20 protein-coding genes are annotated in these 21,367 nt (G+C 65.2%); 13 read left to right on the top strand and 7 right to left on the bottom strand.

All coding sequences use genetic code 11. From position 1 onward, the window contains the following. Positions 1-28: 28 nt before the first annotated feature. From QCE62_RS02460 to QCE62_RS02445, 4 genes are all read left to right on the top strand, one after another. The gene (locus QCE62_RS02460; RefSeq protein WP_309807306.1) at positions 29-766 is read left to right on the top strand and encodes a c-type cytochrome; all 738 of its coding nucleotides are present in this window, start codon (positions 29-31) and stop codon (positions 764-766) included. Between the two features lie 21 nt (positions 767-787). After that, entirely contained in the window at positions 788-2,086 is a 1,299-nt protein-coding gene (locus QCE62_RS02455) for a cytochrome c (RefSeq protein ID WP_309913903.1), read from the top strand. Positions 2,087-2,236: 150 nt separating this feature from the next. Next, positions 2,237-2,857: a PAQR family membrane homeostasis protein TrhA gene (gene trhA, locus QCE62_RS02450; protein ID WP_309807302.1), complete on the top strand. Its 621-nt coding sequence runs from the start codon at positions 2,237-2,239 to the stop codon at positions 2,855-2,857. Positions 2,858-3,093: 236 nt separating this feature from the next. Next, complete coding sequence (locus tag QCE62_RS02445) at positions 3,094-4,659, top strand: DEAD/DEAH box helicase (RefSeq protein ID WP_309913901.1); 1,566 nt, start codon at positions 3,094-3,096, stop codon at positions 4,657-4,659. A gap of 37 nt (positions 4,660-4,696) precedes the next feature. On the opposite strand, the gene QCE62_RS02440 is transcribed toward QCE62_RS02445, so the two are convergent. The 3 genes from QCE62_RS02440 to QCE62_RS02430 form a co-directional block, all read right to left on the bottom strand. Further along, complete coding sequence (locus QCE62_RS02440; protein WP_309913898.1) at positions 4,697-5,209, bottom strand: hypothetical protein; 513 nt, start codon at positions 5,207-5,209, stop codon at positions 4,697-4,699. 45 nt (positions 5,210-5,254) lie between these two features. Continuing rightward, entirely contained in the window at positions 5,255-6,079 is an 825-nt protein-coding gene (locus tag QCE62_RS02435; RefSeq protein WP_309913895.1) for a ferritin-like domain-containing protein, read from the bottom strand. A 404-nt stretch (positions 6,080-6,483) separates the two neighbouring features. Beyond that, on the bottom strand, positions 6,484-8,121 hold the full coding sequence (locus tag QCE62_RS02430) for a gamma-glutamyltransferase family protein (protein WP_309913891.1): 1,638 nt from the start codon (positions 8,119-8,121) through the stop codon (positions 6,484-6,486). Positions 8,122-8,577: 456 nt separating this feature from the next. On the opposite strand from QCE62_RS02430, the gene QCE62_RS02425 reads away from it, so the two are divergent. Further along, on the top strand, positions 8,578-8,775 hold the full coding sequence (locus QCE62_RS02425) for a hypothetical protein (RefSeq protein ID WP_309807295.1): 198 nt from the start codon (positions 8,578-8,580) through the stop codon (positions 8,773-8,775). Positions 8,776-8,868: 93 nt separating this feature from the next. On the opposite strand, the gene QCE62_RS02420 is transcribed toward QCE62_RS02425, so the two are convergent. Next, on the bottom strand, positions 8,869-9,249 hold the full coding sequence (locus tag QCE62_RS02420) for a hypothetical protein (RefSeq protein WP_309913888.1): 381 nt from the start codon (positions 9,247-9,249) through the stop codon (positions 8,869-8,871). A 219-nt stretch (positions 9,250-9,468) separates the two neighbouring features. On the opposite strand from QCE62_RS02420, the gene glpK reads away from it, so the two are divergent. Next, positions 9,469-10,965: a glycerol kinase GlpK gene (glpK, locus tag QCE62_RS02415; RefSeq protein WP_309913885.1), complete on the top strand. Its 1,497-nt coding sequence runs from the start codon at positions 9,469-9,471 to the stop codon at positions 10,963-10,965. A gap of 140 nt (positions 10,966-11,105) precedes the next feature. Here the strand turns inward: glpK and QCE62_RS02410 are convergent, their stop codons facing one another. From QCE62_RS02410 to QCE62_RS02400, 3 genes are read right to left on the bottom strand one after another with little or no spacing between them, the layout of a single operon-like run. Beyond that, positions 11,106-11,792 (bottom strand): HAD family hydrolase, encoded by a 687-nt coding sequence (locus QCE62_RS02410; protein ID WP_309913882.1) that lies wholly within the window; start codon positions 11,790-11,792, stop codon positions 11,106-11,108. A 37-nt stretch (positions 11,793-11,829) separates the two neighbouring features. Next, positions 11,830-13,026: an MFS transporter gene (locus QCE62_RS02405; protein WP_309913879.1), complete on the bottom strand. Its 1,197-nt coding sequence runs from the start codon at positions 13,024-13,026 to the stop codon at positions 11,830-11,832. A 12-nt stretch (positions 13,027-13,038) separates the two neighbouring features. Next, positions 13,039-13,416: a VOC family protein gene (locus tag QCE62_RS02400; protein ID WP_309913876.1), complete on the bottom strand. Its 378-nt coding sequence runs from the start codon at positions 13,414-13,416 to the stop codon at positions 13,039-13,041. A 106-nt stretch (positions 13,417-13,522) separates the two neighbouring features. Here QCE62_RS02400 and QCE62_RS02395 point away from each other — a divergent pair, with 106 nt between their 5' ends. The 7 genes from QCE62_RS02395 to lnt all read left to right on the top strand — a co-directional run bounded on the left by QCE62_RS02395 (position 13,523) and on the right by lnt (position 21,220). Then, complete coding sequence (locus QCE62_RS02395; protein ID WP_309919557.1) at positions 13,523-14,494, top strand: LysR family transcriptional regulator; 972 nt, start codon at positions 13,523-13,525, stop codon at positions 14,492-14,494. A gap of 132 nt (positions 14,495-14,626) precedes the next feature. Further along, positions 14,627-16,006 (top strand): tRNA (N6-isopentenyl adenosine(37)-C2)-methylthiotransferase MiaB, encoded by a 1,380-nt coding sequence (gene miaB / locus QCE62_RS02390; protein WP_309913874.1) that lies wholly within the window; start codon positions 14,627-14,629, stop codon positions 16,004-16,006. A gap of 20 nt (positions 16,007-16,026) precedes the next feature. Beyond that, on the top strand, positions 16,027-17,142 hold the full coding sequence (locus QCE62_RS02385; protein WP_309807284.1) for a PhoH family protein: 1,116 nt from the start codon (positions 16,027-16,029) through the stop codon (positions 17,140-17,142). After that, complete coding sequence (gene ybeY, locus QCE62_RS02380; protein ID WP_309913871.1) at positions 17,139-17,603, top strand: rRNA maturation RNase YbeY; 465 nt, start codon at positions 17,139-17,141, stop codon at positions 17,601-17,603. The genes QCE62_RS02385 and ybeY overlap by 4 nt, the downstream gene beginning before the upstream one ends. Before the next feature lie 27 nt (positions 17,604-17,630). After that, positions 17,631-18,338, top strand: coding sequence for a gamma-glutamylcyclotransferase (locus tag QCE62_RS02375; protein ID WP_409017771.1), 708 nt, complete (start codon positions 17,631-17,633; stop codon positions 18,336-18,338). Between the two features lie 203 nt (positions 18,339-18,541). After that, on the top strand, positions 18,542-19,447 hold the full coding sequence (locus tag QCE62_RS02370) for a transporter associated domain-containing protein (RefSeq protein WP_309913867.1): 906 nt from the start codon (positions 18,542-18,544) through the stop codon (positions 19,445-19,447). 99 nt (positions 19,448-19,546) lie between these two features. Beyond that, complete coding sequence (gene lnt / locus QCE62_RS02365; RefSeq protein WP_309913865.1) at positions 19,547-21,220, top strand: apolipoprotein N-acyltransferase; 1,674 nt, start codon at positions 19,547-19,549, stop codon at positions 21,218-21,220. The last annotated feature ends 147 nt before the right edge of the window (positions 21,221-21,367 follow it).

Below are 21,367 nucleotides of genomic sequence, written 5' to 3'. Positions count from 1 at the left end.
CACGAAGCTCGGCAGGTCCCCGAATTTCATGGAGTGTCGCGTGTTTTCAAGACGCATCTTCCGTCCGCTGCTTGCCTTGGCTCTGATCAGCAGCGCCGGCGTTTTCGGCGCACAAGCGCAAGCCCAGACGGCCAATCAGCCGGCGACCGACAGCATGGCCGCGCGCGTGCAAGGCTGCACCGCGTGCCACGGCGTTCACGGCGAAGGCACGGACAACGACTACTTCCCGCGTCTGGCCGGCAAGCCTGCCGACTATCTGTACAACCAGCTCCAGAATTTCCGCGAAGGCCGGCGCAAGTATCCGCCGATGAACTACCTCGTCACGTACCTCTCGGACGACTACCTTCATCAGATCGCCACGTACTTCTCGAACCAGCGTCCCCCGTATCCGCCGCCTGCCAAGTCGAACGTGTCGAGCAGCACGCTCGCGCGCGGCCAGCAGATCGTGCTGAACGGCGATCCCTCGAAGAACATTCCCGCTTGCGCGGCCTGCCACGGCAAGGGTCTCACCGGCATGCAGCCGGCCATTCCGGGGCTCGTCGGCCTGCATTCGGACTACATCAGCGCGCAGGTCGGCGCATGGAAGTCGGGCACGCGTCACGCGAAGGCTCCTGACTGCATGCAGCAGATCGCCTCGCGCCTGACGGACGACGACGTCACTGCCGTCGCCGCCTGGCTCTCCACGCAACAAGCACCCGCCAACCCGGTGCCCGCGCCCGCTGGCTCGTTGAAGATGCCGCTCACCTGCGGCAGCGAACCGCAATAAGGCGTCTGGAGCGACAACACAATGAAACGCAAGTCCCTGTTCGCACTTTCCTCGGCTGTCGTGGTGGCAGCCGTCGCAGCCGGCGCCGTCCTCTGGTCGGGCGGCGACAACCTGCATTCGGGCGGCGCCGTCGCGGCGACGCCGGCCGACAAGGCCGCCCTCATCAAGCAAGGCGAGTATCTGGCCCGCGCCGGCGACTGTATCGCGTGCCATACGGTGCGCGGCGGCAAGCAGTTCGGCGGCGGCCTGCCGATGGCCACGCCGTTCGGCACCATGTTCACGCCGAACATCACGCCGGACGATCAATACGGCATCGGCAAGTGGACGTCGGACGACTTCTACCGCGCGATGCACACGGGCCGATCGAAGGACGGCAGCCTGCTTTACCCGGGCTTCCCGTTCACGAGCTACACGAAGGTCACGCGCGCCGATTCGGATGCAATCTACGCGTACCTGCGCTCGGTCGCGCCGGTCAATGAGCCGAGCCGTCCGCACGAACTGCGCTTCCCGTTCAACAACCGCAACCTGCTGATCGGCTGGCGCACGCTGTTCTTCTCGGAAGGCGAGTACAAGCCCGATCCCACCAAGTCGGTCGAATGGAACCGCGGCGCGTACCTGGTCGAAGGCCTCGGCCATTGCGGCATGTGCCATACGTCGATCAACGCGATGGGCGGCCCGGTCAGCTCGGCGGCCTTTGCCGGCGGCCTGATCCCGCTGCAGAACTGGTATGCGCCGTCGCTGACGTCGAACAAGGAAGCCGGCCTCGGCGACTGGGACCTGAAGGACATCAACGACCTGCTGAAGACCGGCGTGTCGCAGCGCGGCGCGGTGTTCGGTCCGATGGCCGAAGTGGTCCACAACAGCCTGCAGTACATGACCGACGCGGACATCAACGCGATCTCGACGTATCTCAAGTCGATCCCGCAGAAGAAGGAAGCGCCGGAAGTCATGCAGCTCGAAACCTCCGAGAAGTTCGGCGGCGAACTGCTGACGCTGGGCAAGAAGGTGTACACCGAGAACTGCGCGAAGTGCCACGCGGAGAACGGTCTCGGCAAGCCGCCGGCTTACCCGCCGCTCGCCAACAACCAGTCCATCCAGATGCCGTCGGCCGTCAACCCGATCCGCATGACGCTCAACGGCGGTTATCCGCCGAGTACGGAAGGCAACCCGATGCCGCACGGCATGCCGCCGTTCGCACAGGCGCTGTCGGATACGGAAGTGGCTTCGGTCGTGACGTACATCCGTATGTCTTGGGGCAACCACGGTACGCCGGTGTCGCCGCAACAGGTCAGCAACCTGCGTTCGGCGCCGCTGGACTGATGTTCGACTGACATGTCCGGCGGTCATCCGCCTAGACAGCGTACAATACGCCATGGGGCGCAGCCTTCGTTAGTTGGGGCCGCGCCCCTTGTCTTTTGGCTGGGCCGTTTTGTGATTGCCGCGTGTGCGGCCCTGTCGCGTGGATTTCCTATGCATGTCGGTGAGCGTTTCAACAGCATCAGCCATCTGATAGGCGCCTTGCTGTCGGTGGCGGGCCTGGCGACGCTCGTCACGCTCGGCGCGCTCGAAGGCGATGCCTACAAGGTCGTGAGCTTTGCGATATACGGTGCGATGCTCTGCGCGCTGTACGTGATCTCCACGCTGTATCACTGGGCGCGCACACCGCGCGTCAAGGCCATACTCCAGAAGTGCGATCACTCGGCGATCTACCTGCTGATCGCCGGCAGCTATACGCCCTATACGCTGGTCACCTTGCGTGGGCCGTGGGGCTGGTCGCTGTTCGGCGTGAGCTGGGGCCTCGCGGTGTTCGGCATCACGCAGGAACTGACGCTCGGGCGCCGAACCCGCAGTGTCTCGATGGTGCTCTATGTGCTGATGGGCTGGCTCGCGCTCGTAGCCGTTCATCCGCTCGTGACGGCGCTGCCGCCCGCGGGACTCGCGTGGCTGGTGGCGGGCGGTCTGGTCTACACCGCCGGCATCTGGTTTTTCATCAACGACGAGCGCATCCGGCACGGACATGGCATCTGGCATCTGTTCGTGCTGGCAGGCAGCCTGTGCCAGTTCGTGAGCGTCGCGCGCTATGTCGCGTGAGCTCCGGCGGGACGGATGCCGCGGCATCGCACTATCGTCGATGCAACTTAGCGCCAGATGACGTGTCTTGATAGCACGTCGACCCTTGCGGTATTGCCGGGCGGTCATTGACCGCCAATCGGCCCGCCGCCCGATTTCTCCGAGCGTCACGCATGCGCTCTGCTGGCCGGACTCCGGTTCGCCGCAGCCCCGATTCGCATGCGCGCCGTTCGACATAACGAAGTGAATGTCCATCTATGTCTTTTGATTCACTCGGCCTGTCCGAACCCCTGCTTCGCGCCGTCAACGAACTCGGCTACTCCATCCCCACCCCCATTCAGCTCCAGGCGATTCCCGCCGTCCTGAAGGGCGGCGACCTGCTCGCGGGCGCCCAGACCGGCACGGGCAAGACCGCCGGCTTCACGCTGCCGATCCTGCAACGTCTGTCCCAGCTCGCGCCGGCCGCGGGCGGCGCCAAGCGCCCGGTGCGCGCACTGATTCTCACGCCGACGCGCGAACTCGCGGCGCAGGTCGAAGAAAGCGTGCGTGCCTACGGCAAATATCTGAAACTGCGCTCGACCGTGATGTTCGGCGGCGTCGGCATCAATCCGCAGATCGACGCGCTGCGCCGCGGCGTGGACATCGTCGTCGCGACGCCGGGACGGCTGCTCGATCACATGCAGCAGAAGACGATCGACGTGTCGCAGCTCGAGATCCTCGTGCTCGACGAAGCCGATCGCATGCTCGACATGGGTTTCATCCACGACATCAAGCGCGTGCTGGCGCGTCTGCCGGCGAAGCGGCAGAACCTGCTGTTCTCGGCCACCTTCTCCGACGAGATCAAGGCCCTCGCCGACAGTCTGCTCGCGTCGCCCGCGCTCATCGAAGTAGCGCGCCGCAATACGACGGCTGAAACGGTCGAGCAGAAGATCCATCCGGTCGATCGCGATCGCAAGCGCGAGATGCTCACGCACCTCATCCGCACGCACAACTGGTTCCAGGTGCTGGTGTTCACGCGCACGAAGCACGGCGCCAACCGGCTTGCCGAGCAACTCGGCAAGGACGGCATCAGCGCGCTCGCCATTCACGGCAACAAGAGCCAGTCGGCCCGCACGCGCGCGCTCGCGGAATTCAAGGACCAGACGCTGCAGGTGCTGGTCGCGACCGATATCGCGGCGCGCGGCATCGATATCGATCAACTGCCGCACGTCGTCAATTTCGATCTGCCGAACGTGCCGGAAGACTATGTGCACCGCATCGGCCGCACCGGACGCGCGGGCGCGGATGGCGAGGCGGTGTCGCTGGTGTGTGTCGACGAGCATCAGCTCCTGCGCGATATCGAACGCCTCATCAAGCGGCCTATTCCGCAGGAAGTGATCCCCGGCTTCGAGCCGGATCCGAATGCGAAACCCGAGCCGATCCAGCGTCGCAGCCAGGGCGGCGGGCGCGGTCAGGGACAAGGTCAGGGTCAGGGCCGGCAGGGGCAGGCGCCGCGTGGTGACGCTCGTCCAAAGAGCGAAGCACGGCGCAGTCCGGCCGAGCAGCCTCGTCGCGACGGCGGCCGCCCAAGCGGTGAAGCGCCGCGTGCGGCGCGGCCGGCCAATGGCGCCAACGGCGGCCAACCCGCGCGCGACGGACGCAGTCACGGCAACGGCAAGCCCGCTTCCAAGCCGAACACGGGCAATGGTTCGGCGCCGCGTCGCGCCGAATCGGCAACGGCAGCAGCCGGCCACGCCGACAACCGGCGCAAGCCCGGCGGCAATCCGGGCGCGTTGCTCGGCGGCCGCCGCGATCCGCAGCGTTCGGGCGATCGCAGCCGCTAAGGCTTCTGCTGGCCCGGGCTCCCGGGTCAGCCCTTCTTCACGCGGCGGCGCTCGCCGCCCGCTTCAGCCACTCGATCTGCTCGCGCCAGCGCGCGAGCACCGTGGCCTCTTCCTCGAGTTCGAATGCAATGCCATGCGTGAGTCGCGCATAGGGTACGCGCTGCGTGTCGCCGCTCTCGATCGTCCCGACGAAGCACGCGAGCGGCACGTCGTCGAGCGGCACGTGCCGCACTTCCAGATGAACCTGATGGAACGCTTCGTCGAACACGAAGGTAAGCGTCGCGCGTCCGCCGCCGGCGATGGCCCGCGCCGTACGCGACGACGGCCATAGCGCGAAGGCAAGCGTGCGCTCGTCGGGGGCGAACAGTTCGCCGGTGCTGAGGAGCGCGGTCCGCACGCAGCGGGCATCGGCATCCGCGACGCACAGCGACGCCGTGAGACGGTCGGCCGCCGTGACATGCGTGCCGTCGAAGCACGCGCGCAGAGTCGGCGACCAGGCGTCGAACACGGCATGCGCCGACAGGGCGGGTTTCGATGAGGTGAATGACATAAGAAAATGCCGGCTTGGAGCCGGCATCATGGGTTGCGTTGCGATCTAGCGGAAGAATAACTGCGTCATCTTGGAAAGCGGATAGTGAACGCCGGGCTGGATGCGCGCGGGCAAGTCCAATGGCTTGAGCAGCATCTTGATGGCCTGATCCGCCGACAGGTTGCGCCTCACCAGCGCATTCACGCGCGCGGAGAGTTCCCGGTTGTAGTTCGAATCCTGTGCGTGCTCCGGATAGCGGACGGCGAAGACGTGTCGCAGCGCGATTTCGGAATCCTCGCTTTTCAGTTCGGCGACGCGCCGGATCAACGCACCGAGCACCGCGATACGGCCATTACCCTCGATCTTGTTCCACTTCTTGAAGAAGCGGAAAAAGTGCTTGTAGTGGCGGACTTCGTCGGTGCGGATGTTGTCGGTGATTTCCTTCAGCACCGGTTCGTCCGAGCAATCGTTGATGGCACGATAAAGCGTGGCCGTGCCGGTTTCGACGACACAGCGCGCCACCATTTCCAGCGCGCGCTTCTTCTCGAAAGCTTCGTAAGAGCAGGTCAGCGAATACTCATCGAAGAAGCTCTTGAACGCCGTGTCCCAGTCGAATTCCGGCCAGACGTAATTGATGTAGGTCCTGAGCGCCCTGCCATGCTGCATCTCCTCGGGCTCCCATTCGGTGTTGAGCCAGGCGGAAATTTCAGGATCGTCGTGAAAGTACTTGCTGAGGTTGCTCGTGTAGAGATCCGTGCCGCTCTCGATAAACGAGCAGGCGCACAGCAGCAAGAGAAGATGCTCGTTGGATTGCGCCTTTTGAAGGTCGATCCGGGACAGATCGATGTCTTCGATGCGCCACGGCATGACGTGGCTCGTTTCAGTGTGCATGTATCGCGCTCCTGGCTGGGCTGAACGCGCCTTCGGCCAACAAGAGACGGCCGAGGTTTTCAGGCGACACCATGACCGGATTCGTCATGGCATCTTCAACTTCATGTGTTAGCAGCTTGTTTTGCATCTTAGCCGCCCTGCCGCGAGTTTGCAGGCATGGGGGACAGACTCGCGCGTGGCGGCATCGGTTCCATATGTGCAGAATTTCCACGACTCAAATGCCAACGCGCGTCGCTGCTATGCAGCATGAAATGTGCCGGGACGGGTGATGGAAATGTCGCTGAAGGGCGCGTGTCTGGAGGTTGGCGGCCGTGAGCCCGCGCACGGCCATGCGGAGACCGTCGTCGCAGGAAAGCGGCGTTCCGCCATATACGGAAACCGCAACGACGCGGCTTCCTTACTGCTCAGAAACCGGCGGCGAGCCCGTCACGACGGCTGTCGCTAGCCGCAACATAACCGCGTTCCGGATCATTCCGATCGAGCTTCCAGATGTATTGCCCAGAACCGAAATCCATGTACGGATCGTCCACCGACTTGATGCGGTGCCCAAGCCCTTCGAGGGCGCGCGCCGTGCCGACGTCCAGCGTGGACTCGATGTCGATCGTGAAGTCGTGATTGACTTTCCAGCGTGGCGCATCGCACGCGGCCTGCGGCTGCTGGCCGTAGTCGAGCATGCGTACGACGGATTGCAGATGCCCTTGCGGCTGCATGTCGCCGCCCATGACACCGAAGCTCATGACGGCTTCCTGCCGGCCTTCGACCTGCTGCGTGAGGAACGCAGGGATGATCGTATGGAACGGGCGCTTGCCGCCGGCGACGACATTCGCCGACTTCGGGTCCATCGAGAAGCCGCAGCCACGGTTCTGCAGCGAGATGCCCATGCCGGGCACCACGACGCCCGACCCGAAGCCCATGTAATTGGACTGTATGAAGCTGACCATCATGCCGCGTTCATCGGCCACGGACATGTAGATGGTCCCGCCTGACTTGGGCATGCCGGCGTCGAAATGCGTTGCGCGTGACGGATCGATGAGTTTGGCGCGCTCGGTGAGATAGGCGTCGTCGAGCATCTGTTCCGGCGTCACTTCCATCGCCCGCGGGTCCGCGACGTAGCGATAGACGTCCGCGAACGCCAGCTTCATCGCCTCGATCTGCAAGTGCTGCGACTCGATGCCGTCGACGCCCAATGCGCCGACATCGAACTTGTCGAGGATCCCGAGTGCAATCAGCGCCGCGATCCCCTGTCCGTTCGGCGGGATCTCGTGGACCGTGTAGCCGCGATAGTCCTTGCTGATCGGCTCGACCCAGTCCGCCCGATAGTTGCGGAGATCCTCCATGGTCAGCGCCGCTTCACCTTCACGGGCGAACGCGGCGATGCGCTCGGCAATCTCGCCTTCGTAGTACGCACGCGGGCCTTGTTCGGCGAGCATGCGCAGCGTCTTCGCGTGACCGGGGAAGCGCACGAGTTCGCTCACTTCCGGGGCGCGGCCATGTGGCATGAAGACATCCGCGAAGCCGGGTTGATTCCTGAGTTCAGGCACGGCCGCCGCCCACTTGTAGGCCACGACGCTCGCCACGGCGTGGCCGCGTTCAGCGATCTCGATGGCAGGCTCCATCAAGTCTGCAAACGGCAACGTGCCGAACTTCGCATGCAGCGCCTCCCATCCGGCGATGACGCCCGGCACCGTGACCGCGTCCCAGCCGCGCTTCGGTTGCCGCGCCAGGCCGTTGTCCTCGCCGTACTTGCGGCGGAAATAGTCGAGATTCCAGGCCGCCGGTGAAACGCCCGACGCATTGAGGCCGTGCAGCTTTCCGCCGTCCCAGACCAGTGCGAACGCGTCTCCGCCCAGGCCACACGACACGGGCTCCACCACCGTGATGGCCGCCGCCGCAGCGATGGCGGCATCGACTGCGTTACCGCCCTTCCACAACATGCGCAGGCCGGCCTGCGCGGCAAGCGGATGCGAGGTGGACACGATATTGCGGGCGAACACCGGCAGACGCGGTGTGGGATAAGGGTTTTGCCAGTTGAAGCGAGTCATTGAGTCGAGTCCGAAATACTTGCGCTTATGGTGATGACCGAAAGACGCGTGGAGAGTCATATGGGGGAAGTTTGCATTGCGCACTTAATCCCTAGCAAATTCGTTTGCCGTTTTGATTCATGATTTCGATTCATGAAACAAACGAAGCTTTATTGCCTGTTCAGATTAGCCTCTACCCTTACCCAATGGTGCAGTGCGACAAGCACTTCAAGTAGATTCTTCAAATTCCCTTCGGCAAAGGACCGCTTCCGACGAGAAGAAAAGTCAAAGCCAAAATTTTTCACTGTGAGTTTGGCACTCGTCTGACACTTGCCTACAATCCCAATTCCCGGAGCCCGCGGCACAACCACAGCGCGTCCCGGCGCTTGTTCAGTTTCCCCGTACAACGTTTCGAAGCAAAAAGATCCGGCTTACAAGGCCGGCTGCTTATGCCGTTCGGTCGTCATGGAGAACACAATGCTGAGTCCGCACGAATTTGCCACGCTGCTACTGGTTCAGGAAGCACCCAATCAGGTGGACATGGAGCGTCAGGAACTCGACGCCCTGCTTGAACGCCAACTCGTTCAACTCGAAAGCCTCGCCTCAGGACGTCAACAATGGCGTCTTACGGCAACCGGCGACTCCACCGTCAAGGCATTCAAGCGCTATTCGTAGGACGCGTAGCACGCGCGGCAGGACTCCGGACGTGGCCTTCAGCCGCGTCCGTTACAAGTTTCCCTTTAAGGAATCTCCGATACCTCCGGCGCGTCATCCGGCGCGCAAGGTTGGATCGACCGCGGCGCGCCAGCTCAAGGCGCGAGCGCGCTGATCCAGGAAGAACGTTGCCCACGCACTTTGCGATTCCGGCCCGGGATCGGCCTTCCACGCGCGATACCGTTCTCCAATCTCCGCCTGGAACGCGCAGAAGCGCTCTCTGGACAGCCCGCCACGACGCTCGGCCACATAGGCGTCGAAGAACGCCGAATACACTGAAGGAGCGTCCGCGCCATAGTCACCCGGCGCAGCGCCGCACATGTCCTGCAGCGCGCTGAAGGACGGCGCACCCAGCGATCCGTCGAGACTGGGCGTGCTCACGCACCCCGCCAGCAGCACCACACCCAGCACACCTGAAGCAAACCGCACTCGCATTGCCCTCACCCCTTTCCGATTGAGTGACGCCAGTATCGGTCCAAGCGCACCGGCGCGCCACTCGGCCAAATGGCCTAGGCATCGCGCCGTTTCCGACTTTCTCTCCGCAATGTCCGCGCGTCCTATGCCGTTCGGCCGAGTTGTCCGCGCGGGCCGGCTCCGTTAGATTGGCCCGGACGACATTCAAGGCACGATGTACGCCCGAACCCGGAGATCACCATGCAGGATCAGACCATTCTCGCGCTCGACCAGGGGACCACCAGTTCGCGCGCCATGCTGTTCGACCGCCGCGGCAACATCGTCGCGGTCGCGCAGAAGGAATTTCAGCAGATTTATCCGCAGTCGGGCTGGGTGGAGCATGACCCGCGCGAAATCTGGTCCACGCAGGCCGGCGTGGCCGCTGAAGCCGTCACGCGCGCGGGGGTGAGCGCGTCATCGATTGCCGCCGTGGGCATCACGAACCAGCGCGAGACCACCATCGTCTGGGATCGCGAGACCGGTACGCCGCTTTATAACGCAATCGTCTGGCAGGACCGGCGCACGGCGGCGTTCTGCGACGAACTCAAGAGCCGTGGTCTCGAGGCCATGGTGCGCGCCAAGACCGGCCTGCCCATCGATTCGTACTTCTCGGCCACCAAGATCCGCTGGATCCTGGACAACGTTGAGGGCGCGCAAGACAAGGCGCGCCAGGGGCGGCTCGCCTTCGGCACCGTGGACAGTTGGCTGATCTGGAACTTCACGCGCGGCGGCTTGCATGTCACCGACATCACGAATGCCTCGCGCACGATGCTCTTCAACATTCACGAACGGCGCTGGGACGACGAACTGCTCGACGTGCTCGAGATCCCGCGCAGCATGTTGCCCGAGGTTCGCGGTTCATCGGAGGTGTACGGCACCACGCGCGGCACCGTGTTCGCGCAGGATCTGCCACTTGCGTCGATGGCCGGCGACCAGCATGCCGCACTGTTCGGCCAGATGTGTACAGAGTCGGGCATGGTCAAGAACACTTACGGCACAGGCTGCTTTCTCGTCATGAACACCGGCGAACAGCCAATCGAATCGCGCAACAACCTCGTCACCACCATTGCGTGGCAGATCGGCGACCAGGTCAACTACGCGCTCGAAGGCAGCATCTTCATTGCCGGCGCGGTCGTGCAATGGCTGCGCGACGGCCTGGGCCTGATCCGGCATGCACGCGAGATCGAGCCGCTCGCCCGTCAGGTGCCGCACAGCGACGGCGTGTATCTCGTGCCGGCGTTCGCCGGGCTCGGTGCGCCGCACTGGACCCCGCGCGCACGCGGCACGCTCTTCGGCGTGACGCGAGGCACGTCCGCGAGCCACATTGCACGCGCGGCGCTCGACTCCATCGCCTATCAATCCGTCGACGTTCTGAAAGCCATGGAAGCGGACTCGGGCCTGCGCATCGCGGAGCTGCGTGTCGATGGCGGCGCGTGCGCCAATGATCTGCTGATGCAGTTCCAGGCTGATCTGCTCGGCGTGGAGGTCGCGCGGCCGCGCATCGTCGAAACCACGGCCCTTGGCGCGGGGTATCTCGCTGGACTGGCTGTCGGGTACTGGAAGGATGTCAACGAACTCAAGGCGCAATGGCAGCTCGAACGGCGCTTCACGCCCTCCATGCCGGCGGAGGAAGTCACCTCGCGTCTCGCGGGCTGGCAACGGGCGGTCGGGGCGGCCAAGGCCTGGGCGGACGGGTGAGTTCAACCCGCGGAGGAGATGCTGGAGTTTCACGCGCCATGCGTGGTGAAGCGTCGCGACGTGCGATGGCTTGTGGTGCCGCTAGCGGCACCGCGCTCGCCGCCGCGCCGCCCCGCCCGGCCAACGCGAAAACTAACCAATTACGAAAGCACGTCCCCAAAATCCCCACGCACCCCGGCGGCAACCAGCGCGGGCAATTCGTCCATATGCTCCATGATCCGCGTGATGCCTGTCTCGCGCAGCACTTGCGCATACCCGGAAGGAATATGACTCGCGCCCACGAACGCAATGGTCTTCATGCCCGCCGCGCGTGCCGCCGTCAGACCGGCCACGCTGTCCTCCACGACGAGACAGCGCGCCGGATCGACATCGAGCGTCCGTGCCGCCAGCAGATAGACATCCGGATAGGGCTTCGGCCGCTCGACCTGCTGGGCGCTGAACACCCGAGCCCCGACGATCTCCTCCAGCCCCGCGCGCCGCACGGAAGCGCGCACGCGCTCAAGACGGCTGTTCGACACCACCGCGACCGGCAGCCCGCAGCCTTCGAGCGCCGCGCGCACGCCGGCGATAGGACCGACCGATCGTGCGAGTTCCACGGCCACGCGCGCCTCGATCGTATCGACGAAACCGGCCGGCATCAGGATGCCGAACCGACTTTCGAGCTGCGCCAGGAATCGGGAAGTCTGCTGGCCGAAGGCCGTCTTGACGACCGGTTTGAAGTCGATGCCGGGAAACGTCTCGGTGAGCACGTCCAGCATCACGCGATCCGCGATGATTTCGCTGTCGACGAGCACGCCGTCGCAATCGCAGATGAGATGATCGATCATGTTGGCTCGAATTACGTTGAGCCAACATGATAAGCGTTCAGCAGGCGTCGGCAGCGTTTATGTCAGAACGATCGGAACGTTCGGCAGCACGCCGCGGCGCATCCAGACGCGCCGCGAACCACGTGACCCCGAGCGCGGCGAGCGCGACCACGGCGGCGGCCCACGGCAGCGCATCGAGACCGTGGCCATGCGTCAGCACCGCGCCGCCCAGCCACGCGCCGCCGGCATTGCCCACATTGAACGCGCCGATGTTCAGCGTCGAGGCCAGGTTCGGTGCGTCCTTCGCCTTCTCCACGACGCGCGTCTGCAATGGCGGCACCGTCGCGAACGCCGCGATGCCCCACACGAAGATCGTCAGGATCGCGCCCGCCTGGCTATGACTCGTCTTCGCGAACACCGCCATCACGATGGCCAGCGCGAACAGAATGCCCATCAGCGAGCGCATCAGCGCGCGGTCGGCAAGCCGGCCGCCGATCGTATTGCCGATCGTCAAACCCACGCCGAACAGCACCAGGATCAGCGTGACCGCGCGCGGCGAGAAGCCGCCCACCTGTTCGAGAATCGGCGCGATATAGGTGAACACGATGAACACGCCGCCGAAGCCGAGTACCGTCATCGTCAGCGCGAGCCACACTTGCGGGTCGCGCAGCACGCGCACTTCACGGCCCAGGCCGCTCGGCGCGGCGTCGTGACGGTTCGGCACCAGCAGCGTCACGCCCAGCGCGGCCAGCACGCCCAGCCCCGCGACAATCCAGAACGTCGCGCGCCAGCCCAGTTCCTGGCCGACGAAGGTGCCGAACGGCACGCCCAGCACGTTGGCGAGCGTGAGGCCGGTGAACATCAGCGCAATCGCGCTCGCGCGCTTCTCGGCCGGCACCAGCGATGCCGCCACCACCGCTCCGATTCCGAAGAACGAGCCGTGCGCGAACGAGGTGACGACGCGCGCGACCATCAGCAGGCCGTAACCTGGCGCGACCGCGCACAACACGTTGCCGACGATGAACACGGCCATCAGCAGTTGCAAGGCGAGCTTGCGCGGCATGCGCGCCGTCAGCACGGCCAGCAGCGGCGCACCGACCGCGACGCCCAGCGCGTAGCCGGTGACGAGCAGGCCGGCCGATGGAATCGATACAGAGAGATCGTGCGCGACGTTGGGCAGCAGGCCCATGATGACGAATTCCGTCGTGCCGATGGCGAAAGCGCTGATGGCCAGCGCAAGAAGAGGCAGGGGCATGATGGCTCCGGTTCAGGATTGGGTGGTCACGAATTCCACGACGACGGCCGGCGCAAGTTGCACAAACAGCTGGCGCTCGCCGGACAGCGGAACGTCGGCAAGCTGATAGGCATAGCCGTGACAGTCCAGGCGCTGGAGAAGCGAGCGCCACTCGTCGGCGTCATCGATCCGCAAAGCAACGTGGTCGATGCGCGCCGTGCCCGGCCGCTGCGCCGGCGCATCGATGCCCGCCGCGACCAGATGCACCACCGGCCGCCCGCCGAGATACAGCCAGTAACCGCCGACGCCGAACGGCGGCCGCGCTCCGACCTCCATTCCGGCGATATCGACAAAGAAGCGCATCAACGCGTCGCAATGCGGCGCGACGATCGTGACGTGATCCAGTTGCATGATCCGAACCTCCGTGACCACCGAAAGGCGCATTCTCCGGTTCGCGCATGCGTTTGAGAATTGGGCTAGTCTTTGAATCATTCTCAAACGGAATTTGAAAATGGCGATGGATCGGCTGGGCGACATGCGCCTGTTCATGGAAACGGCGACGGCCGGAAGCCTGTCCGCGGCAGGCCGCAAGCTCGGGCTTTCGCCGGCGGCGGCGAGCGCGCGGTTGATCAAGCTGGAGAAGGCCTTGCAGGCGCGGCTGTTCGAGCGCACCACGCGTCAGCTGCGCCTCACCGACGAAGGGCGCGTCTATCTGCAACATTGCCGGATCGCGTTGCAGGCCATCGACGACGGCGAAGCCGCGTTGCAGGCCGGTCAGAACGTCGTGCGCGGCAAGGTGCGCATCTCGGCGACATCGGATTTCGGGCGCAACATGCTGCGCGGCTGGCTCGACGCATTCCGCGCGCTGCACCCCGAGGTCAGCTTCGCGTTGACGCTGTCGGATTCGGTGTCGAACCTGCTGCACGAGGACATCGACCTCGCGATCCGCTTCGGCGCCCCGCCCGACAGCGGTCTCGCGGCCCGCGTGCTGGCGCCGAACCGCCGCGTGCTGTGCGCCGCGCCGGAGTATCTGGCGCGGCGCGGCACGCCGCTCACGCCGGCCGGACTGGTCGGTCACGAGTTCGTGGTAGTCGTCACGTCGAACGGGCCGCTCAGCGAACTCGAGTTCACGCGCGGCGAGGAACGCTACACGTTCTCAATGCCGGTCGCCGATTCCTGGGAAGCCAACGACGGCGCACTGGTCCACGCTTGGGCGCTGACGGGACATGGCATCGCGCACAAGTCTATCTGGGATATCGCCGCCGACGTCCGCGCCGGCCGGCTGCGCATGGTGCTGCCCGACTGGTGCACGCACGAGGCGCCGGTGCACGCGCTGTTTCACGCGAACCGCTACATGGCGCCGCGCGTGCGGGCGGTGCTGGATTTTCTTGTGGCGCGCTTCGACGAAACCACCGCCGCGCTGCTCGGCGATCTCGCCTTTCCGCCACGTCGGCCCGTGGAAGGCCGGGATGGGCCCGCGGCGCTATAATATCGCCCTCAAATGCGGTAAAAAGCGGGCAGATCGGAACAGAAAAGCCACGCGAACAAACACCATCCGCGAAGTCCCCTTTCAACTCCTAACCAGCGCCCCCAGATCAACCACTGTGACCGGCGACGATTCATGACCAAGAAAGTTTATGTAAAGACCTTTGGCTGCCAGATGAACGAGTACGACTCCGACAAGATGGTCGACGTGCTCGGCGCAGCGGAAGGACTCGTCAAGACGGACACGCCCGAAGATGCGGACGTCATTCTGTTCAACACCTGCTCGGTGCGCGAAAAGGCCCAGGAGAAAGTCTTCTCGGATCTCGGCCGCGTCCGCGAGCTCAAGGAAGCCAATCCCAACCTGCTGATCGGCGTCGGCGGCTGTGTCGCGAGCCAGGAAGGCGCGTCGATCGTCGCGCGCGCACCGTACGTCGATCTCGTGTTCGGCCCGCAGACGCTGCACCGCCTGCCCGCCATGATCGACCAACGCCGCGCCACGGGCCGCGCCCAGGTCGACATCACGTTCCCGGAAATCGAGAAGTTCGACCATCTGCCGCCCGCGCGCGTCGACGGACCGAGCGCGTTCGTGTCGATCATGGAAGGCTGCTCGAAATACTGCAGCTACTGCGTCGTGCCGTACACGCGCGGCGAGGAAGTCTCCCGCCCGCTCGACGACGTCCTCACCGAAGTCGCCGGCCTGGCCGATCAGGGCGTGCGTGAAGTCACGCTGCTCGGCCAGAACGTGAACGCCTACCGCGGCGCGCTGACGCTCGGCTCGGAGGAGATCGCCGACTTCGCGACGCTGATCGAGTACGTGGCCGACGTGCCCGGCATCGAACGCATTCGCTACACCACGTCGCATCCGAAGGAATTCACGCAGCGCCTCATCGACACCTACGCGAAGGTGCCGAAGCTCGTCTCGCACCTGCATCTGCCCGTGCAGCACGGCTCGGACCGCATCCTGATGGCGATGAAACGCGGCTACACCGTGCTCGAATACAAGTCGGTCATCCGCAAGCTGCGCGCGATCCGTCCGGACCTGTCGCTGTCCACCGACTTCATCGTCGGCTTCCCCGGCGAGACCGAGGACGACTTCGACAGGATGATGGCGCTCGTCGACGAGATGCGCTACGACACGAGCTTCTCGTTCATCTATAGCCCGCGTCCCGGCACGCCCGCCGCGAACCTGCACGACGACACGCCGCGCGAGGTCAAGCTCAAACGCCTGCAACATCTGCAGGCGACCATCGAGGAAAACGTGCAGCGCATCAGCGCGTCGATGGTCGGCAAGATCGAGCGGATTCTCGTCGAACGCCCGGCGCGCAAGGATCCGAACGAACTCGCGGGCCGCACCGAGAACAATCGCGTCGTCAACTTCCCGGCGCCGATGGAGACGCATGCACGGCTGATCGGCCAGATGATCGACGTGAAGATCGTGCACGCGTACCCGCACTCGTTGCGCGGCGAACTGGTGATGGTGGCGGACGCGCCCGCGCTGGCTCACGGGATGGCTTAATAAAGGACACCTGGTTCACTTTGAAGAACGCTCCCACGCAGCATCTGGAATTCACTGCCCCGCGCGAGGACAACGCGCGGCTCGCCAACCTCTGCGGCCCGCTCGACGAGAACCTGCGGCAGATCGAGCAGGCGCTCGACGTCACGCTGTCCCGCCGCGGCCACAAGATTTCGATTCGCGGACGCGGCGCCAAGGTCGCGCTCGCGGCACTCGAAAACTTCTACAACCGCGCGCGCGATCCGATTTCCGTCGATGACATCCAGCTCGCGCTGGTCGAGGCGCGTCACGCCACGCGGCGCGCGAAGGACGCGCGCACGGCCGGCGGCGAGGAAGGCGAAGCGGATCCGCGTTTTCGCGGCGACCTGGATCATCCGTTCGACGAACCCAGCGCGACGCTCGATCTCGGCGACGACGAAGACCACGGCCCGAAGCTCTACACGCGCCGCGCCGACCTGCGCGGCCGCACGCCCGCGCAGCGCGACTATCTGAAGCAGATCCTGTCGCACGACGTGACCTTCGGCATCGGTCCGGCGGGCACCGGCAAGACCTATCTCGCGGTGGCCTGCGCGGTCGACGCGCTCGAACGCGATCAGGTCAAGCGCATCGTGCTGACGCGGCCGGCGGTCGAGGCGGGCGAGCGGCTGGGCTTCCTGCCGGGCGATCTCGCGCAGAAGGTGGATCCGTATCTGCGCCCGCTGTATGACGCGCTCTACGACCTGCTCGGCTTCGACAAGACCGCGAAGATGTTCGAGCGCCAGATGATCGAGATCGCGCCGCTCGCGTACATGCGCGGCCGCACGCTGAATCACGCGTTCATCATTCTCGACGAGGCGCAGAACACCACGCCCGAACAGATGAAGATGTTCCTGACGCGGATCGGCTTCGGCTCGAAGGCGGTCGTCACCGGCGACACCACGCAGGTCGATCTGCCGCGCGGCCACAAGAGCGGGCTGATCGAGGCGCAGCATGTGCTCTCGGAAGTGCGCGGCATCGCCATCACGCATTTCACGTCGGCGGACGTGGTGCGGCATCCGCTGGTCGCGCGCATCGTCGAGGCGTACGACGCGCAGTCGCAGAAGGACGCCGCGCTCGCCGAAGCGGCCCGTCAGGCACAACACGCGAACCGGCCTGAATGAATCCGCGCCTCACCCTGTCGATGCAGTTTCCCGCCGCCAAGGCGTATCCGTCGCACAAGGCCGTGCTGCCGCGTGCGACGGTCGCGCGCTGGATCAAGGCCGCGTTGTTCGCGGACGCCGAACTCACCGTGCGCTTCGTCGGTGAAGAAGAAGGACGCGAGCTCAATCGCACGTACCGGCAAAAGGACTACGCCACCAACGTGCTGACCTTCGCCTACGCGGAATCGGAAGACGATCCAGTGACGGGCGATTTGATCCTGTGCTGTCCGGTCGTCGAGCGCGAAGCCGCCGAACAGGGCAAGCCGCTCGCCTCGCACTACGCGCATCTGATCGTCCACGGCACGCTGCATGCGCAGGGCTACGACCACGAGGACGAAAGCGAGGCGCAGGAGATGGAATCGATCGAGACAGATATCATGCAGTCTCTGGGTTTTCCCGATCCTTACGTGCCGCTGACCTGAAGCCGGTCCGATGCCCTCTCACGCAACGTGAACGACAAGACACCCGATCCCGCGCAGTTCCCGCCTGCCACGCCCGTCGTCGCCGCTGACGCTGACGCTGACGCTGACGCTAACTATCCGCCCATGCTCGGAGACTCCGCGCTCTGGACCGATGCGCAACTCGCCGCGTCGCGCGAAGCGGCGCTCGCGGGCTGGGACGGACGTTCCGACCTGTGGCTGTTCGGCTATGGCTCGCTGATCTGGAACCCCGGCCTGCCGACGCTCGAAGCGGTGCGCGCCCGCGTGCACGGCTACCATCGCGGGCTGTATCTGTGGTCGCGCGTGAACCGCGGCACGCCGGAGCAGCCGGGCCTCGTGCTCGCGCTCGACCGCGGTGGATCGTGCTCCGGCATGGCGTTCCGGCTCGCGGGCGCCGACGCCGCCGAGCACCTCGAAGTCCTGTGGCGCCGCGAAATGGCGATGGGCTCGTACCGGCCGGCGTGGCTGCCCTGCACCTTTGCCGACGGACGGCGCGTCGAGGCCCTCGCCTTCGTGATGCGGCGCGAGGCCAGCTCCTACACCGGCAAGCTTCCCGATCCCGTGGTGCGCACCGTGCTCGGCTGCGCCAGCGGGCGCTACGGCACGACGCTCGACTACGTGAGCCGGACCGTCGAGGCGCTGCGGGAAAGCGGCATGCCGGACCGCGCGCTCGAAGCCTTGCTGAAACGCTGCCGGTCGCAACAGGGCGCGGGATGACATCCGCGTTGCTTACGGTTTTACGTATGAAGGTCACTTTTCGCGTGCCATTCGGCCAGCGCCGGACACCGGACACACTCGTCGCATATTTTTCCGCTAGCATGGTTTCCATTGCACACGCCGCGCCGCCCGGCCGGCGTTTTACCTTGGTGTATGCTTAACTTTCCGCTAAATTGCGCCCGGGAACGCCTGGGCGCTTCACTATGAACGAACCCTATCCCAGTCGACGCCATTCCGACAAACCGCCGGAAAAGCGCTCGCTGCTCGAACGCCTGACCGATTTCATCTCGCACGAACCCGAGTCGCGCGACGAACTTCTCGAAGTGCTGCAGGACGCGCACGAGCGCAACCTGCTCGACGCCGATTCGCTCTCGATGATCGAGGGCGTCTTCCAGGTCTCCGATCTCTGCGCGCGCGACATCATGATTCCGCGTGCGCAGATGGACGCCATCAACATCGCGGACACGCCCGCCGAATTCATTCCCTTCGTGCTCGAAAAAGCGCACTCGCGCTATCCGGTCTACGAAGGCAATCGCGACAACGTCATCGGCGTGCTGCTCGCGAAAGACCTGCTGCGCTATTACGCCGAAGAGGAATTCGACGTGCGCGGCATGCTGCGCCCCGCCGTCTTCATCCCGGAATCGAAACGCCTCAACGTGCTGCTGCATGACTTCCGCGTGAACCGCAATCACATCGCGCTCGTCGTCGACGAGTACGGCGGCGTCGCGGGCCTCATCACCATCGAGGACGTGCTGGAGCAGATCGTCGGCGACATCGAGGACGAATACGACTTCGACGAGGAAGCCGGCAACATCATCGCCACGCCCGACGGCCGCCATCGCGTGCGCGCGCTCACCGGCATCGAGCAGTTCAACGAGGCCTTCGGCTCCGATTTCTCCGACGACGAAGTCGACACCATCGGCGGTCTCGTCACGCATCGTTTCGGACGCGTGCCGCATCGTGGCGAAAAGGTGCGCATCGACGATTTCGCCTTCGAGATCCTGCGCGGCGACGCGCGGCAGATTCACGTCCTGCTCGTGCGGCGCGTGCCGAATCTCACGCAGCAGCATCATCACGCGGGCGACGACGAAGACGAACTGCGCGACTGATCGCCGCGATCGCCGCGCGGGCGGCGGGGCATCGCAGTACGCCACGCCGCGCCTGTCCTCATCCGTGACCCCGCCTCCGTTTCATCTCGACCGTCATCAATGGCCGATTCATCGTCCCGCCTCCTGTTCCGCAAGCGCACCGCATCCGTGACCCCGGCAGCCGCCGAAGCGCCGCGCGCCCTGCCCTTCTGGCATTACCTCGCCGCCGCCGTGCTCGGCGCGGCGAACACGCTCTCGTTCGCGCCGACGCCGCACGGCGGCTGGCTCGAACTCGTCATCTTCGCGCTGTTCTTCGCGTGGCTCACGCGCACCCGCGGCTGGCGCAGCGCCGCCATGACCGGCTGGGCGTTCGGCTTCGGCAACTTCGTCACGGGCGTGTGGTGGCTCTATGTCAGCATGCACGTCTATGGCGGCATGGCCGCGCCGCTCGCCGCGGCGGCGGTCGCATTGTTCTCGCTGTATCTCGCCGTGTATCCGGCGCTGTCGAGCGTGGTCTGGTCGCTGGTCGCGGGCCGCGCCCGCTTCGGCGATGAAGACGCCGCCACCGCGCGCGACATCGACGCCTCGCCCCGCCATGCGCCGACCTGGCACGGCGCGTTCGCCTTTGCGAGCGCCTGGGCGCTGGGCGAATGGCTGCGCGGCCTCGTGTTCACCGGCTTCCCGTGGCTCGCGAGCGGCTATGCGCAGGTCGATGGTCCGTTGAAGGGCTTCGGCTCGGTCGTCGGCGTGTATGGCGTCGGATGGGTGCTCGCGCTGTTTGCCGCGCTGGCCGTGCAGGCCATTCATCACTGGCGCCGCATGGGTCTGGGCGCGCGTGCGCTGATCCCGGCGGCCGTGGCCGTCGCGCTGCTGGCGGCGGGCATGCTGCTGTCGCTCGTGCAATGGACCACGCCCGCCAACGCGCCGCTCACCGTGCGCCTGCTGCAAGGCAACGTGAAGCAGGAAATGAAGTTCGAGCAGGCCGGCGTCGATGAATCGCTCGCGCTCTACAAGCGTCTCATCACCGAGAAGCCCGCCGATCTGATCGTCACGCCGGAAACCGCGCTGCCGGTGCTCTCGGTGCAGATCCCGCAGGACTTCGCCGTGGCCATCCGCAACTTCGCCGACACCACCAACTCGTCGATCCTGTTCGGCGCGATCGGCGTCACGATCCTGCCCGACGGCCGCGCGACCGACTACACCAACAGCCTGTTCGGCGTCACGCCGCGCGTGAACGGCGTCTATCGCTACGACAAGCATCACCTCGTGCCCTTCGGCGAATTCGTGCCCTACGGCTTCCACTGGTTCGTGCGCCTGATGGGCATCCCGCTCGGCGATCTCGCGCGCGGCCCGATCGCGCAGAAGGCGTTCATCGTGCACAACCAGCCGGTCGCCGTCGATATCTGCTACGAGGACATCTTCGGCGAGGAAATCGCGCGCACGATCCGCGAGCAGGAAACGCCCGCGGGCATTCTCGTCAACTCGACGAACCTCGCGTGGTTCGGCAACACCATCGCGCTCGACCAGCATTTGCAGATTGCCCGCATGCGCTCGATCGAAACCGGCCGGCCGATGCTGCGCGCCACCAACACCGGCATGACGGCGGCGATCGCGGCCAATGGCGATGTCGTGTCGAAGCTGCCGGTCTTCACCACCGGCGTGCTCGAAGCGACCGTGCAGGGCACCTCCGGCAGCACGCCCTACGTGACGAGCGGCAACATGACGGTGATCGCCGTCTCGCTGATCCTGCTCGCATTCGGCTTCGCGTTCGCGCCGAGCCGCAGGCGTCCTTAGCGCATCCCCGAACGCGCCCCCCCGAACGCGCCCGCCCGAAGGCCGCATCGCGCGGCCGGCACACTTGCTTCCCCGGGACACGGGCCGGCCAAAAAGCCGCACCCGTTCCCCGTTCGGATAAAATTCAATGTTTTAGCGCTTCGGCCG

The organism is Caballeronia sp. LZ033 (assembly GCF_031451265.1).
GTDB lineage: Bacteria > Pseudomonadota > Gammaproteobacteria > Burkholderiales > Burkholderiaceae > Caballeronia.
This window is presented reverse-complemented; position numbering and strand designations above follow the sequence as displayed.

Bases quoted from the DNA above. Each gene is read 5' to 3' on its own strand.
- QCE62_RS02440 (WP_309913898.1), bottom strand. From the start codon at position 5,209: ATGTCATTCACCTCATCGAAACCCGCCCTGTCGGCGCATGCCGTGTTC.
- QCE62_RS02455 (WP_309913903.1), top strand. From the start codon at position 788: ATGAAACGCAAGTCCCTGTTCGCACTTTCCTCGGCTGTCGTGGTGGCA.
- QCE62_RS02460 (WP_309807306.1), top strand. From the start codon at position 29: ATGGAGTGTCGCGTGTTTTCAAGACGCATCTTCCGTCCGCTGCTTGCC.
- QCE62_RS02405 (WP_309913879.1), bottom strand. From the start codon at position 13,026: ATGCCCCTGCCTCTTCTTGCGCTGGCCATCAGCGCTTTCGCCATCGGC.
- trhA (WP_309807302.1), top strand. From the start codon at position 2,237: ATGCATGTCGGTGAGCGTTTCAACAGCATCAGCCATCTGATAGGCGCC.
- QCE62_RS02430 (WP_309913891.1), bottom strand. From the start codon at position 8,121: ATGACTCGCTTCAACTGGCAAAACCCTTATCCCACACCGCGTCTGCCG.
- QCE62_RS02420 (WP_309913888.1), bottom strand. From the start codon at position 9,249: ATGCGAGTGCGGTTTGCTTCAGGTGTGCTGGGTGTGGTGCTGCTGGCG.
- QCE62_RS02370 (WP_309913867.1), top strand. From the start codon at position 18,542: ATGAACGAACCCTATCCCAGTCGACGCCATTCCGACAAACCGCCGGAA.
- QCE62_RS02410 (WP_309913882.1), bottom strand. From the start codon at position 11,792: ATGATCGATCATCTCATCTGCGATTGCGACGGCGTGCTCGTCGACAGC.
- QCE62_RS02435 (WP_309913895.1), bottom strand. From the start codon at position 6,079: ATGCACACTGAAACGAGCCACGTCATGCCGTGGCGCATCGAAGACATC.
- lnt (WP_309913865.1), top strand. From the start codon at position 19,547: ATGGCCGATTCATCGTCCCGCCTCCTGTTCCGCAAGCGCACCGCATCC.
- QCE62_RS02445 (WP_309913901.1), top strand. From the start codon at position 3,094: ATGTCTTTTGATTCACTCGGCCTGTCCGAACCCCTGCTTCGCGCCGTC.
- miaB (WP_309913874.1), top strand. From the start codon at position 14,627: ATGACCAAGAAAGTTTATGTAAAGACCTTTGGCTGCCAGATGAACGAG.
- ybeY (WP_309913871.1), top strand. From the start codon at position 17,139: ATGAATCCGCGCCTCACCCTGTCGATGCAGTTTCCCGCCGCCAAGGCG.
- QCE62_RS02425 (WP_309807295.1), top strand. From the start codon at position 8,578: ATGCTGAGTCCGCACGAATTTGCCACGCTGCTACTGGTTCAGGAAGCA.
- glpK (WP_309913885.1), top strand. From the start codon at position 9,469: ATGCAGGATCAGACCATTCTCGCGCTCGACCAGGGGACCACCAGTTCG.
- QCE62_RS02400 (WP_309913876.1), bottom strand. From the start codon at position 13,416: ATGCAACTGGATCACGTCACGATCGTCGCGCCGCATTGCGACGCGTTG.
- QCE62_RS02395 (WP_309919557.1), top strand. From the start codon at position 13,523: ATGGATCGGCTGGGCGACATGCGCCTGTTCATGGAAACGGCGACGGCC.